Annotated in this window: 12 protein-coding genes and 1 pseudogene; all 13 read right to left on the reverse strand. The window is 69.1% G+C overall.

Features of this window, described 5'->3' with window-relative positions:
• Window positions 1-3 precede the first annotated feature (3 nt).
• Window positions 4-1,380 (reverse strand): MFS transporter, encoded by a 1,377-nt coding sequence (locus tag SSPN_RS0133965; protein ID WP_010313801.1) that lies wholly within the window; start codon window positions 1,378-1,380, stop codon window positions 4-6.
• Window positions 1,381-1,698: 318 nt separating this feature from the next.
• Window positions 1,699-2,133 carry a MaoC family dehydratase gene (locus SSPN_RS0133970; RefSeq protein WP_101376530.1) on the reverse strand — a complete coding sequence of 145 codons (435 nt, stop codon included), beginning with the start codon at window positions 2,131-2,133 and terminating at the stop codon, window positions 1,699-1,701.
• The gene (locus SSPN_RS47140) at window positions 2,130-2,864 is read right to left on the reverse strand and encodes an enoyl-CoA hydratase/isomerase family protein (protein WP_010313805.1); all 735 of its coding nucleotides are present in this window, start codon (window positions 2,862-2,864) and stop codon (window positions 2,130-2,132) included. Before SSPN_RS47140 ends, SSPN_RS0133970 begins: the two co-directional genes overlap by 4 nt.
• Window positions 2,861-4,039: a DUF993 family protein gene (locus SSPN_RS0133980; RefSeq protein WP_010313807.1), complete on the reverse strand. Its 1,179-nt coding sequence runs from the start codon at window positions 4,037-4,039 to the stop codon at window positions 2,861-2,863. The genes SSPN_RS47140 and SSPN_RS0133980 overlap by 4 nt, the downstream gene beginning before the upstream one ends.
• Window positions 4,036-5,211, reverse strand: a complete 1,176-nt coding sequence (locus tag SSPN_RS0133985) for an acyl-CoA dehydrogenase family protein (RefSeq protein WP_010313809.1) — start codon at window positions 5,209-5,211, stop codon at window positions 4,036-4,038. Before SSPN_RS0133985 ends, SSPN_RS0133980 begins: the two co-directional genes overlap by 4 nt.
• Window positions 5,208-6,791: an acyl CoA:acetate/3-ketoacid CoA transferase gene (locus SSPN_RS0133990; RefSeq protein WP_010313811.1), complete on the reverse strand. Its 1,584-nt coding sequence runs from the start codon at window positions 6,789-6,791 to the stop codon at window positions 5,208-5,210. The genes SSPN_RS0133985 and SSPN_RS0133990 overlap by 4 nt, the downstream gene beginning before the upstream one ends.
• Entirely contained in the window at window positions 6,788-7,573 is a 786-nt protein-coding gene (locus SSPN_RS0133995; protein WP_010313813.1) for an SDR family NAD(P)-dependent oxidoreductase, read from the reverse strand. The genes SSPN_RS0133990 and SSPN_RS0133995 overlap by 4 nt, the downstream gene beginning before the upstream one ends.
• Before the next feature lie 47 nt (window positions 7,574-7,620).
• Window positions 7,621-8,427: an IclR family transcriptional regulator gene (locus SSPN_RS47145; RefSeq protein WP_010313815.1), complete on the reverse strand. Its 807-nt coding sequence runs from the start codon at window positions 8,425-8,427 to the stop codon at window positions 7,621-7,623.
• Between the two features lie 263 nt (window positions 8,428-8,690).
• Window positions 8,691-8,954: pseudogene (locus SSPN_RS60825) on the reverse strand (IS1380 family transposase); the annotation flags it as partial.
• A 235-nt stretch (window positions 8,955-9,189) separates the two neighbouring features.
• Window positions 9,190-9,891 carry a hypothetical protein gene (locus SSPN_RS60830; protein WP_010313818.1) on the reverse strand — a complete coding sequence of 234 codons (702 nt, stop codon included), beginning with the start codon at window positions 9,889-9,891 and terminating at the stop codon, window positions 9,190-9,192.
• A gap of 1,080 nt (window positions 9,892-10,971) precedes the next feature.
• Window positions 10,972-11,838 (reverse strand): hypothetical protein, encoded by an 867-nt coding sequence (locus tag SSPN_RS61885; protein ID WP_272941787.1) that lies wholly within the window; start codon window positions 11,836-11,838, stop codon window positions 10,972-10,974.
• 552 nt (window positions 11,839-12,390) lie between these two features.
• Window positions 12,391-13,143, reverse strand: a complete 753-nt coding sequence (locus SSPN_RS61890; RefSeq protein WP_029536001.1) for a hypothetical protein — start codon at window positions 13,141-13,143, stop codon at window positions 12,391-12,393.
• A gap of 109 nt (window positions 13,144-13,252) precedes the next feature.
• Window positions 13,253-13,715: hypothetical protein (locus SSPN_RS60845; protein WP_010313824.1), on the reverse strand; the 463-nt coding region annotated here is incomplete at its 5' end.

A 13,715-nucleotide genomic window follows, 5' to 3' on the forward strand; every position in this document is an offset into this window, starting at 1 on the left:
GACTTATCTGCTCGCCGTCGGGCTCTGCTCAGACGACCGCGACGTGGGGCGGTCGGCGGGCTGGACACCGAGCTGGTCGAGCGGGGTGCGGTAGGTCTCCCGGGCGGTCATCGCCGCACCCGCTGCGATCAGCGAGATGACAGCCGACATGATCGCGACGGGCATCCAGTTGCTGTGATCGTCGCCGATGAGCAGGGTGGCGATGGCCGGGGCGAACCCGGACGCGACCAAGCCGACCTGGAGACCAACCGCCATGCCGGTAGTCCGGACCCGCAGGCTGAACATTTCGGTGAAGAACGCCGGGTAGATGGCGTTGACGGCCCCGTAGGTCACACCGATCAGGGCGGAGGCCGCCAGCCCGATCAGGACGATGTTCCCGGTGTTGATGGCACCGAAGTAGACGAAGATCAGGACCGCGGAACCAAGGCATCCACCAATGAAGATCGGCTTGCGGCCGATGCGGTCGCACAGCACGGCGACCAGGGGCTGGACGACCAGCCCGACCGCGTTGGCGACGACCGACACCCAGAGCATCGTGGAGCCGGAGATCCCGCCGTCCTTAGCGTAGGCCAGCCCGAAGACACCGATCACGGTGCTGACGGCGAAGGACAACGAGCACAGCGCGACGCACAGGATAGCCGTCCAGTGGCTGCGGAAGGCCTCGACGAACGGCACCTTCGCGAGCCGGCTCTCGGAGGCGGCGTCCTGGAACGCCTCCGGCTCGTCGAGCTTGCGCCGGATGATGTACCCGACGACCGCGACGACGATGCTCGCCCAGAACGGCACCCGCCATCCCCAGCTGACCAGGTGCTCCTCGGGCAGCGCAGCAACGCCCACGAACACGATGCTGGCCAGCAGGAAGCCCGCCACGATGCCATTGGGTGCCCACACGGTGTAGGTGGCGCGCTTGCCGAACGGGGCGGCCTCGGCGGTCAGTGAGCTGGCCGTCGCCGTCTCACCGCCCGCGGACAGACCCTGGCAAATGCGCAGCACCACCAGCAGGATCGGTGCGGTCACCCCGGCCGTGTCGTAGTCGGGCAGGCAGCCGATCAGCACCGTCGAGGCGCCCATCGCAAGCAGCGTGATGATTAAAGCCCGCTTGCGGCCGAACCGGTCCGCGAGGTGTCCGAGCAGGATCGCCCCGAGCGGGCGGGCGACGTAGGCCACCGCGAAGGTCGAGAGCGAGGCGAGAGTGCCTGCGGCGCCGGCCGCCGGGAAGAAGATCTTGTTGAACACCAGCGCGGCGGCGGACGCATAGATATACAGGTCGTAGTACTCAAGTGTGCCGCCGAAGAAGCTCGCGAGGGCTGCCCGCCGGGCTTCTCGGGCATCCGTGCGCGGCTGGGGTGCGGGGGCCGTGTCAGTCGTGTCAGTGGGCATCGTTGCTCCTGTCAGCGGTGCGGGCCGGGTCGGGGTCGACCGGCATGTATTCGGGCCAGGGCCACCAGGGCCCCTGTGCGGCTACGGACGAGATCGAAGGCGCGTCGCTGGGCGTCCTCACGCCCTGCTCCAGTGCCGGAGCTCCGCGTGCCCTGCGCTCTTCTGCGGTCCGAACTGCGGCGCGGCCCCGGCCGGGCCGAGCAGAGCGCGGCCCCGGCCGGGGCGAGCAGAGGTGCGTCGACGTCGGTGGCCACGCGGAAGGCGGTCGTGCCCAGCCGTAACCGCAGCTGCCCGAGGTTGGCCTTCCCTGCAGCGGGGTCATCGGCCACCGTCCTGGGCAGGGAGGACCGCCAGGACGTGTGCCGCCACCAGACAAACCACCCCGTTCTGTGTTGTCCCGCGCACCGCAGCGTGCACCCGTCCCCGGGCCTCGTCGACGGACTCCACCGTGTATTCGATGGTCACGGTGTCGCCGATGCGGACCGGGCCGGGAAAGCGGACCCGGTCGTAACCCGCGGAGACCGTCAGGGCCGGGATCCGGTCCGCCAGCTGCGTCGACGCCGCCGAGGACAACCCCAGCACGAGGACGCCGTGCGCGATCCGGTTGCCGTAGCGAGTGGTGCGCATGTATGCCTCGTCGACGTGGTTAACGGCGTGGTCGCCGGTGATCGCCGCGAACTGGACGACGTCGTCCTCCGTCACCGTCCTGCGCAGCCGGATGCACTCACCGGGTTTGACGACGGAGAGCATCATGCACCTCCAAAACCGGCCGTGGCCGCCCGGACTTCGGGCGCCGTCACGGTGGTGGCGGCGGCCAGCCGCTCGACGAGGTCAGTAGTCGGCGAGCCACCGTCGGCCAGGGCGGCCAGGGACAGCCGCACTGCGGTAGCGGGCCGCTCGGCCAGCTCCCGCGCGAGCGCGGTGGCGGCCGCCACCGGATCTGGATCGACCCGGTCGAGCAGACCCCAGTCCAGGGCCAGGCCAGCGGGAAGCCGGTCCCCGAGGACCAGCATCCGGCGCGCACGCTGTGTCCCGACCAGGGCGGGCAGCCGGGTCAGCCCGGACCACCCGGGCAGAGTCCCGATGCCGATCTCCGGCATGCCGAGGACGCTGTCCGTGCCAGCCACCCGGAAGGTGGTCGCCAGCGCCAGCTCCAGCCCGCCGCCGAGGGCGCTGCCGGTGATCGCCGCGATGCTGGGCTGGGGCAGGGCGGCTAGCCGGGCGAAGGCTCGCTGCCCGACGGGGGTCCATCGGGTGAGCGCTGCCGGTGGGTCGACGGCGGCGAACTCGGCGAGGTCCGCGCCCGCACAGAACACGGGCCCCTCACCCCGGACTACGACGGCCCGCACCTGCGGGTCGTCGGCGACCAGGTCCGCCAAACTGCCGAGTTCGCGCAGCATCTCGATGGTCAGCGCGTTGCGCTTGGCCGGTCGGTCCAGCACAAGGCAGGCCACCGCGCCGTCGCGCTCAAGCCGGACGCTCATGCCGCCACCAACCCATGACCGTGCAAGACGTCCAGCAGTCGCCGGGCCGCGGCTTCCGGCTCGTCGAAGTAACCGATGGCGTTGGCCGCCTCCCAGACCCGCATCAGGTGGGCGAGGCTGCGGCCGGCCTCCAGACCGCCGATCATCCGGAAGTGCGGCTGCTGTCCGTCTAGGTACGACAACCACACCACCCCCGCCTTGTAGAAGCGGGTGGGTGCTTCGAAGACCAGCCGGGCCAGATCCTGGGTGGGGCCGAGGATGTCGCGGAAGCCCGCGACGTCCCCGGCGTCGAGCCGGTGCAGCGCGGCGGCGGCGTAGCGTGGCACGGCGGCGAACGCGCCGAGGAGGGCGTCACTGTGTCTGCCGTCTTGCACGTCCGGAGCCATGAGCGAGACGTAGTGGAAGTCGTCTCCGGTGAACATCCGGACGCCCTCGGGGAGCCGGGCCCGCAGCGCGCGTTCGGCCGCCGCGTCGAGCAGGCTCATCTTGATCCCCGCCACCCGGGGGGCGTGCCGGGTGAGCAGGTCGAGCACGGTGTCCGCGGCTTGCCCGGGATCGGTGGTGCCCCAGTAGCCTCGCAGCGCCGGATCGAACATCTCGCCCAGCCAGTGCAGCACTACGGGGCGCGTCGCCGCGCCGAGCACGGCGTCGTAGACGGCCAGGTAGTCCTCGGGCCTTGAGGCGCCTGCCGCGAGTTGTCTGCTGGCCATTACGACCGCGGACCCGCCACGCTCCTCGACGAAGGAGAGCTGCTCGAGGTAGGCCTCGACCAGCGCGGACGTCGTGGCGGGGCCGGGCGGCAGCTGGTCGGTGGTGATCCCGACGACGGTGTCGCCGCCGACCTCAGCCGAGGCAGCCAGCGTTCGGTCGATCAGGGTCCGGGCGTCCGCCCAGCCGAGCCCGCCACCACGCTGGGCGGTGTCCATGCCCTCGGCGACGCCGAGCCCGAGCCGCCACATCCGTGTGCGGACGGCGAGGGTCGCGTCCCAGTCGATCGCGCCCTCGGCGTCGGCGCTCACCGACCACGGGTCGGCGACGACGTGTACGGCGGCGTAGACCCGGCGGGACGTGGCGCGGGCCGCCATGTGCGGATGCCCGGCTGGGGAACTCAGCTTGACCTCGACCGAGCTGCCGTCCGGGCGCGGGAGCCGGATCGTGCCGGCCGCCGCGGTCACCGGATCCCCCGCAGTGCCGGGACGGGGGCGGTCCAGTCGATCCGGCTCACCGTGCGGCCCAGCATCAGCTGGTGGATCTGGCTGGTGCCGTCGATGATCTGGATGATCTTCGAGTCGCGGAAGTAGCTCTGCACGAGGTAGTCGGTGTGCACCCCGGACCCGCCGAGCAGCTGCACCGCCACCGTCGACTGGGCCATCGCGGCCTCGGTGGTGGTCAGCTTGGCCGCCGAGACCAAGGTGTTGTCCCCGCCGCCGCCGGCCGCGAAGCTTTCCAGCGCGGCGTGAGTGAGGTTCCGCCCGGACAGGTAGGCGGCGAGCATCGACCCGAGTTGGGCCTGCAGCAACGGGTTGCGGCTCAGCGGGCCGCCGAATGCCTCCCGCTCGCCGAGGTAGGTCGAGCACTCCCGCAGCGCCCCACGAATGAAGCCGAGCGCGTAGGACGCGCAGTCCAGGCGAGCCAGGTTGACGCCCTCCAGCATCCCGGAAAAACCCTCGACGTTCATCCGCGCGACGGCGGGCACCCGGACTCCGGAGAAGTTCAGCGTGCCCAGCGGAACGCCCCGGAAGCCGATCAGCGGCTCCGCCGGGCCCGCCGAAGCGCCCTCCGCCGCGAGGTCGACGACGAAGGCGGCGGTCTCGGCATCCCGGCCGCGGTGGTCGAGCTTGGCGAGCACCACGGCAAACTCGGCCCGCGGCCCCTGGGTGATCCAGGACTTCTCGCCGTCGAGGACGTAGTCGTCGCCGTCGCGGCGGGCGACGGTGGTGATGGCCCGCACGTCCGTGCCCGCGTGCGGCTCGCTGATCGCGAAGGCGCCGAATCCGGTCCCGGCGAGCAGCCCCGGCAGCCACTGGTCGCGGACCTCGGGGTTGGCGTAGCTGCAAAGCATGTAGGCGTGCAGCCGCGCGATGGACAGCGCGAGCGCGAACGACCCGGAATAGGACGCGATGATCTCGTTGGTCTCGTGCGCGAGCACGAAACCCTCGGGATCCACCGCGCCGCGCTCGTCGACGATCAGGCTCTGCAGGCCGATCGCGGCGGCCGTGTGCAACAGCTCGGTGTCGTAGATGGCGGTGCCGTCCTCGATCTCCCGGGCGCGAGGCAGCACCTCCTTCTCGCAGAACTCCTGCACGACGGTAAGCAGCTCACGGGCTTCCGGTGACACGTCGATCACGGGAGGACCTCCACATCGGTCGGGTTCGGGGACGGGTCCGGGGAGCGGAACAGCCGGTCGGGCATGGTGCCGACATGACCGTCGACGATGGGCTCGAAGTCCATGAGGGCGACCACGGCCTCGACGGTCTGGCCGGGGGCAACCTCCCGGAGCGCGACCCCGCGCTCGGTCAACTCGAAGACGGCGCGCTCGGTCACGTAAAAGACCTCCTGGCCACGGGCCAGGGCGCGCTCAGCGGAGAAGGTCAGCTGGTGCACGCGGGGCACGAACTTGCGCACCCGGCCCTCAGTGACCACGGTCAGCCGCCCGTCGCCGATCTCAGTGCGCAGCCCGCCCGCGGTCAGAGTCCCGCAGAACACCACGCGGTGCGCCGACTGCGAGATGTTGATAAATCCGCCCGCACCAAACACTCGGCCGTTGATGAGGGAGGAGTTGACGTTGCCGAGCGCGTCGACCTCGGCGAATCCCAGACAGGCGACGTCCAGCCCGCCGCCGTCGTAGAAGTCGAACTGGGCCGCGTGCTCGACGACGGCCTCTGGATTCCAGGCGACCCCGAAGATCACCCCACGGGCGGGGACGCCGCCGACAAGACCCTGCTCGACGGTCAGGGTGAGCTCGTCGAGCCTGCCCTCCTCGGCGACTATCGCGGCCACGCCGTCCGCCATGCCGACCCCGAGGTTGACCACCGCGCCAAGCGGGATCATCGCGGCGGCCCGGCGGGCGACTACGGCACGCTCGGTCAACGGGAGAGGCTCGGTCATGCCCAGAGGGACGGCGACCTCGCCGGAGAAGGCGGGCTCGTAGTCGGTCTCGGCGGTCTGGCGCTGCTCGGGGTGGACCACGACGTAGTCGACGAGGTGGGCCGGGACCACGACCTCCTTCGCCTTCAGCGAGCCCGCCCGGGCGACCCTCTTGACCTGGGCGATCACGATCCCGCCGCTGTTGCGAACGGCCGTGGCCGCGGCCAGCACCCCGAGCTTCGCTGCCTCCTGCTCGAGGGTGATGTTGCCCTTCTCATCCGCGGTGGTGCCCCGGATGAAGCCGACATCGAACCGCGGGGCGCGGTAGTGGAGGAACTCCTCGCCGTCGATCTCGGTCGCCCTGACCAACTGCTCCGTAGTGCGGTCGTTGAGCCGACCACCGTCGACCCGCGGATCACAGAACGTTCCCAAGCCGGTGCGGGTGAAGAGACCGGGCCTGCCCGCGGCGGTCTCGCGCAGCAGCTGGGCGAGGACCCCCTGAGGGAGGTTGTAGGCCTCGAACTCGCCGTCCTGGGCCATGCTCGCCAGTTTGGGTGACATGGCCCAGTGCCCGGCGACCATCCTGGCCAGCAGACCGGGTTGGGCCAGGTGATCGATCCCCGAGCCCGCGCGGTTGCCGACCCCGCTGCACGACATCGCCGAGATGCCGGTCGGCGTGGCGGTGTGGGCGAAGCGGTCACCGAGCGCGGACAGCAGCAGATCGGGCTCCAGCACACCACCACCGGAGGCTTCGATCAACAGCCGCCCGCCGTCCGGAACGAGGGCCACCGCCTCCTCGGCGCTCACGAACCGCGCCCGGAGTTCTCCGTGGTGCCTCATGGCATGACCCCCCCACCGTTGGCGTTGATCGTCTGACCGGTCACGAACGAAGCCGCCTCGCTGACCAGGAACCGGATCGCCGAGGCCACCTCGTCGGCGGTGCCGAACCGGTCGAAGACCATCCTCGAGGTCTTTCGCTCGGTCCATTCCGCGGTCGCGTGCGGTCGCGTCATGGGCGTGTCGATCGGACCGGGGGCGACCGCGTTCACTCGGATCCGCGGGCCGAGCTCGTGAGCCAGCGCACGGGTCAGCCCGAGAATCCCGGCCTTTGATGCGGTGTACGCGGCGACGTCCGTGGCGCCGGTGTAGGCGAGCTGCGACGAGACCGTCACGACCGAGGCCTGGCCCGTTTGCTGCAGGTAAGGCAGCGCGGCACGGACACACAGGTAGGTGCCGGTCAGGTTGATCCCGATCGTGTGCTGCCAGACGTCTGGACCCAGGTCCGCGAACGGGACCTGTTCCATCACACCTGCGGCGGTGACCAACGCGTCGATCCGGCCGAAGCGCGCGTAAGCGGCCTCGAACAGATCGGTTACCGACCCTTCATCGAGAACGTCGACCGCCACCGCACAGGCCCGATCCTCACCGAGCGTGGCGACGAGCTGTGCCGCTGCGTGCGCGTCGGCCTCGCCTGGCCCGTGCGCCAGGACGACCTGTGCACCCGCGCGGACGAGCACATCGGACGTGGCTGAGCCGATGCCCCCTGCCGCGCCGGTGACCACGACTGTGCGGCCGTCCAGTCGGGCGAAGCCGTCGTGGCCCTCTGATGATGTGTGTGACACGTCGTTCCTTCGATGTGAGGGTCGGAAGAAGCCGGGCGGGAGCCCGGTCAGGTTCGGCGCGGTGTGCGGCGCGGGGATGCCGCGGCGACGCGCGGGAACAGTGAGGTCGCGATCTGGTCGGCGGCCTTCCGCAGCAGCGGGGCGAGCTCCTCGTGGATCCGGTGGTCGTCGAGCCGGTACGCCGGAGCCCCGACGCACACCGACGCGACGGCGTTGCCGAGCTGGTCCAGTATCGGGGCGGCGACAGACCGCACGTCAGGCTCGCGCTCTTCGAGATTCGTGGCGTAGCGCCGACTGCGGACCGTGTCCAGCTCGGCCCGCAGCGCAGGCATGCTCGCCAGCGTGTTGCGTGTGAAGCGCGTGTAGTCCAGACGCGGCAACAACCGCTCGACCAGCACCTCCGGAAGGAACGCGAGGATCGCCTTGCCCTGGGCCGTCGCGTGCAGGGGAACGCGCTGGCCGACCTCGCCGTACATCTGTACCGGCTGCGGTGAGCGCAAGCACTCGACGTAACTGAGCTCGAGGCCGTCACGCACCGACAGGAAGACCGTCTCCGCGCTCCGCTCGCGCAGCTCCTCGAGGACAGGCAGGGACAACTCAGCGAGGGTACGGCGGTCGAGCCGTACGGTGCCGAGGATCCGGGCCTGTGGTCCCAACTGGTAGAGCCGTGTGACCTCGTCCTGCACGGCAAACCCGCGATCACACAACACGCGCAAGAGGCGGCGAGTCGTGCTCAGCGGCAGCTCGAGGGTACGGGCCATTCCGGACAGCTGGACGCCGTCAGCATGGACGCCTAGCTCACTGAGCACGTCCAGGAGCCGGTAGGCCGCCTGAGCTCCTTCTACTTCCACCATATGGCAACTCCCCGTTGTGCTGCGTGCGAAATGATGAGTTCGTTTCCACCTGATGTCAAGCACGTGCCCAGTTTGGTGAGCCTGAGCTGGGATCATGTCACTTGACGAGAAGTTGGCACATCTCATCGACTTCCATATTATGGCAGAGACTGGAGGGTTTGGTATGGCTCAAGCCTCGTTGCACCGAGCCAAGCCGGGCACCTGACATCGGACACATCACGTGAGGGACTCGTCCACTGGGAACGGATGCTGATCGCGGGCTACTGCCGGCGTGTCACATCATCGTCTACTGTGGACAGTGTTTTGGTGAGGAACGTGTGGTGACGCCAGACCGGAAACAGTGCATCAGCAGAGCTTTTGTCCTTGACACGCCGGACAATCAGTCGTGCGGTGATCTCGTGTTTCGTCCCGGCGAAGGCGGTGTGGGTGGTTTCGGCGACCTCGGCATCAGAGATCCATTCGCCGGTGTAGGGATCCTGGGCGGCCTCGGGTTAGCGAACCGGTGTCCAGGCGTGCTCATCGATGGTGGCGCTCGCCCCGCAGCGGCCCTGTCATGCCAGCCGTGTCATGCCAGCTGTGTAAGCCGCGGACGGGCCAAAATCGGGAGGACGCCGTCCTCCCAGAATGGGTTCATTCGTGATGCAGGATCTTTCCTTCTGTTTCTGTTTCCGCTCCGCGTTCGGGTCCTGCTGTGCTGCCTGCTCCGTCGGCGTGAGCACCTCGGACTCCCGGAAACAGCCCCAGCAGCAGCAGCGGTTGCGTCTAGCTTCCGCCGCTTGACCCCCCGGAACCCTCACCAGCCTCCCCCCGCGTCCTCCCCGCACTCTCGCCGGCTTTCCCCGCCACCGGCCCGAACACACCACCCCGACGCTTCGGACCTGTCACCTGGGTCGGCAACCCGGATCCCCCGTCCTGGCACCGCAGCTCGGTACCACTGGGCGGCAACACCACCGGCTCCGCTGGTTCCACCTCCGACACCGGAATCACCCACATCCCGGTCGCAGCCTGGACATCAGCGGCCTCGACTTCCTCCCCCGTCTGCGCATCAACCCGATCAGCAGCAGCCTTTTCCGCCCTGCGGTGCTTCACGGCACTTTCGTTGATTTTCTGCTGCTGCTGCGCCTTCGGGCGGAGCGCCACCAGCTCCGCCACCTGCTCCTCACTCAGCGGCCCCCGCTCCGCCAACTCCTCCAACTCCGCAACACGGGCGGCAGCAGCCCTTCTCCGCCAGCGAGCCTTCGCGCCCTTCGGCTGAAGCTCCGCCAACTCCGCCTCCTGCTCCACCGTCAGCGGCCCCAGCTCCACCAACGCCTCCAACTCCACAACCCGGTCGGCAGCAGCCTTTCTCACCTGGTAATTCTTCGCGCTCCTTTCCTTCTGTTTCTGCTTCTGCTGCGCCACCTTCGATTGGAGCTCCGCCAACTCCGCCTCCTGCTCCACCGTCAGCGGCCCCTGCTCCGCCAACGCAATGCTTTACGTTGCTTTCCTTCTGTTTCTGCTTCTGCTGCGCCACCTTCGGCTGAAGGTCCGCCAACTCCACCTCCTTCTCCCCAGTCAGCCGCTCCCGCTCCGCCAACGCCTCCAACAGCGCAATCCGGGCGGCAGCAACCTTTCTCGCGTGGGACCGCGCCGCGTCTGCATCCTGCTTTTTCTTCAACTGCTGCGCCTTCGGCTGGAGCTCCACCAACTCCGCCTCCTGCTCCTCAGTCAGCGGCCCCTCCGCAACCCGATCGGCAGCAGCCTTTACCGCCTGGCGATACTTCGCGTCTCCTTCCTTCGCTTGCTGCCTCCGCTCCGCCACCTTCGGCCGGAGCGCCGCCAGGTCCGCCGCCTGCCCCTCGGTCAACGGCCCTCGCCCCGCCAACTCCTCCAACTCCGCAACCCGATCGGCTTCGGCCTTTCTCGCCTTGCGACGCTTCGCGACCCCATCGTTCTTTTTCTGCCACTGCTGCACCTTCGACCGAAGCTCCGCCAGCTCCGTGCCCCCCAGTCAGCGGCCACCGCTGCGCCAACTCCTCCAACTCCGCAATCCGGGGGGCAGCCGCCTTTCCCTCCCGGGACCGACCCGCCTCCCTTTCCTTCTTTTTCTGCCGCTGCTGCGCCTTGGCCGAAGCGCCGCCCAGCTCCGCTGTCTGCTCCTCAGTCAGCGGCCCCCGCTCCGCCAACGCCTCCAACACCCCGGACTCCCGGAAACAGCCCCAACAACAGCGGATGCGTCCACCTTCCGCCGCTTACCCCCCCGCGAACTCTCGGCAACCTCTCCCCGCGAACCCTGGTCAGCCTCCCCCCGCGAACTCCCCGCACTCGCGCCGGCTCCCTCCCCCACCTGCCCGGACACACCGCGCCGACGTTTCGGACCCGTCACCTCGGCGGGCAGCCCGGAACCCCCGCCCGGTATCCGGCACACCCACCACACCTCGCCCACCGCCACCCACGGACCCAACACCATCCACCCGACCACCACCAGGCCAGAACAACCGCCGTCGCACGCCACCCCACCCCGAACGTTGCTCCTGAACCGTCCCCGACCCCCGCCTCACCCCCTCACCCCGCAACCCCACACCAGACCACCACCCCGCTCAGGCTGGATTCGGCAGAATCCCCCACCAGCGGACCCACCAACGTCCGAGGGTTATACCCGCCCCGCACAATCCACCCCGCCGCCAACTCACCGCCCCCAGACCAGCCCCCCTGCCTCGCCCCATCGATCTCACGACGCAGATCCCACGCCGACCACTGCCGCACCGGCATCCCACCGGTATCCCGCATCGTGTCCGTGGCAGACCTGATCGTCGCCCGGTACTGCTTCGCGTTCTTTTCCTTCTTTTTCTGCTTTTGCTGCGCCACCTTCGGCCGAAGCTCCGACAACTCCACCGCCTGCTCTACCGTCAACGGCCCCCGCTCCGCCAACGCCTCCAACACCGCAACACGATCGGCAACAGCCCGGAGCTCCGCCAGCTCCGCCACCTGCTCCACCGCCAGCGGCCCCCACTCCTTCAACGCCTCCAACTCCGCAATCCGGGCGGCAGCAACCTTTCTCGCCCTGCGATACTTCGCTCTGCATTCCTTCCTTTTCTCCCACTTCTGTGCCTTCGGTTGGAGCTCCGCCAACTCCGCCACCTGCTCCACCGTCAGCGGCCCCCACTCCTTCAACGCCTCCAACTCCGCAACACGATCGACAGCAGCCCTTCCCACCCTGTTGGGCTGCCTGATCCGTCGGCGTGAGCACCCCACTCCCACCATCACCCGGACTCCCAGAAACAGCCCCAACAGCAGCGGCCGTGTCCACCTTCCGCCGCTTACCGCCCCCAGAACCCTCCCCAGCCTCCTCCCGCGAACCCTGGCCAGCCTCCCCCCGCGTCCTCTTCGTGCCCTTCCCGCCGGCTTTGCCCGCCACCGGCCCGGACACACCACCCCGACGTTTCGGACCCGTCACCACGGTCCCCAACCCCGCAACACGGGCGACAGCAGCCTTTCCCACCTGGTACCGCTCCGCCTCCCTTACCTTCCTTTTCTGCTTCTGTTGCGCCTTCGGCCGAAGCTCCGCCAGCTCCACCTCTTGCTCGTCAGTCAGCGGCCCCTGCTCCGCCAACGCCTGTGAGCACCCCGCTCCCGCCATCACCCGAACTCCCGGAAACAGCCCCAACAGCAGCGGCTGCGTCCACCTTCCGCCGCTTAACCCTCCTGGAACTCTCGCCAACCTCCCCCGGCGTCCTCCCCGCACTCGTGCCAGCTCCCCTCGCCACCGGCCCGGACTCACCGCGCCGACGTTTCGGACCCGTCACCACGGCGGGCAGCTCGGACCCCACGTCCTGGCTGCGCAACCCGGAACGGCTGGGCGGCAACACCACCTCCCCCTCCGGTTTCGCCCGCGGTACCGGAATCACCCACATCCCGGTCGCAGCCTGGACATCAACGGCCTCGGCTTTCTCCCCCTTCTGCGCATCCAGCAGATCCACCACCTCATGTCCATCGCGGTCTTCTCCATCCCACCGGCCTCGCCGAACCATCCGCACCGAACACCGTCCACTGCGACCCACGCCCACCCGGCCCCGGCACCAACGCAACAACATCCCGCCCCACACCCCGCGCCAGAGCCGAACCCTGACCCGACGACACCACCACACCCGCACCCGAATTACCCTGAGACACCAACAGCACAGGCCCACCCCCGGAATCCGCAACACCACCCCGCACGAACTCCACCAACCCACCACCAGCAACCACATCCCCAGGCACCAGCACCCGCACCGCATCCACCGACACACCCACCGGCACCGCCGCCGACACACCCACCGGCACGCCCGCAGAGCCCTCACCCTGACCCCGCCACCGGGAACCACTAGGCCGCAACAGCAGCGGGGTGGACTGCGGCCCCCGTCTCACCGCCTCACCCCGCAACGTGTCCGTGGCAGAGCTGACCGTCGCCCCGGGCTGCGCGTCCCCGACCACCGACCCCGCCTGGCCAGACATCGCCTGGCCAGACCTCGCCTGGGCAGCAGTCTCGTCCCGGGCCACGGTCTCCTGACCAGCCAACTCCGCAACACGGGCAGCAGCAGCCATTCTCGCCCGGTGCCGCTTCGCGTCCTCTTCCTTCTTTTTTTGCCACTGCTGCGCCTTCGGCCGAAGCTCCGCCAGCTCCGCCTCCTGGTCCCCAGTCAGTGGCCCCTGCTCCTTCAACGCCTCCAACTCCACAACACGGGCAGCAGCAGCCATTCCCGCCCGGTACCGCTTCGCTTTCTGTTCGTTCTTCTTCCATTTCCGCTCCGCACTCGGGTCCGGCTGTACTGCCTGATCCGTCGCAGTGAGTACCCCACTCCCACCATCACCCGGACTCCCCCCCAACAACAGCGGCTGCGTCCACCTTCCGCCGCTTAACCCGCGCAGAACCCTGGTCAGCCTCCCCCCGCGAACCCTGGCCAACCTCCTCCGGCGTCCTCTTCGTGCCAGCTTTCCTCGCCACCGGCCCGGACACACCACCCCGACGTTTCGGACCCATCACCTCGGTGGGCAGCCCTGCCCCCCAGTCCTGGCTGCCCAGCCCGGAACCACTGGGCGGCAAAACCCCCTCCCGATCGACTTCCGCCCCCGGCACCGGAATCACCCACATCCCGGTCGCAGCCAGGACATCAGCGGCCTCGGCTTCCTCCCCCTTCTGCGGATCCAGCAGATCCACCCCATCGCCGTCTCCTGCATGCACCGCAACGATCACATGCGCACTACCGTCAGAACGCTGGTAAATCACCGGCAAAGCCACACCCACCGGCATGCTCCGCACGTACTGCTCG

Source organism: Saccharopolyspora spinosa NRRL 18395, from assembly GCF_000194155.1.
In the GTDB taxonomy this organism is placed as follows: Bacteria; Actinomycetota; Actinomycetes; order Mycobacteriales; family Pseudonocardiaceae; genus Saccharopolyspora; species Saccharopolyspora spinosa.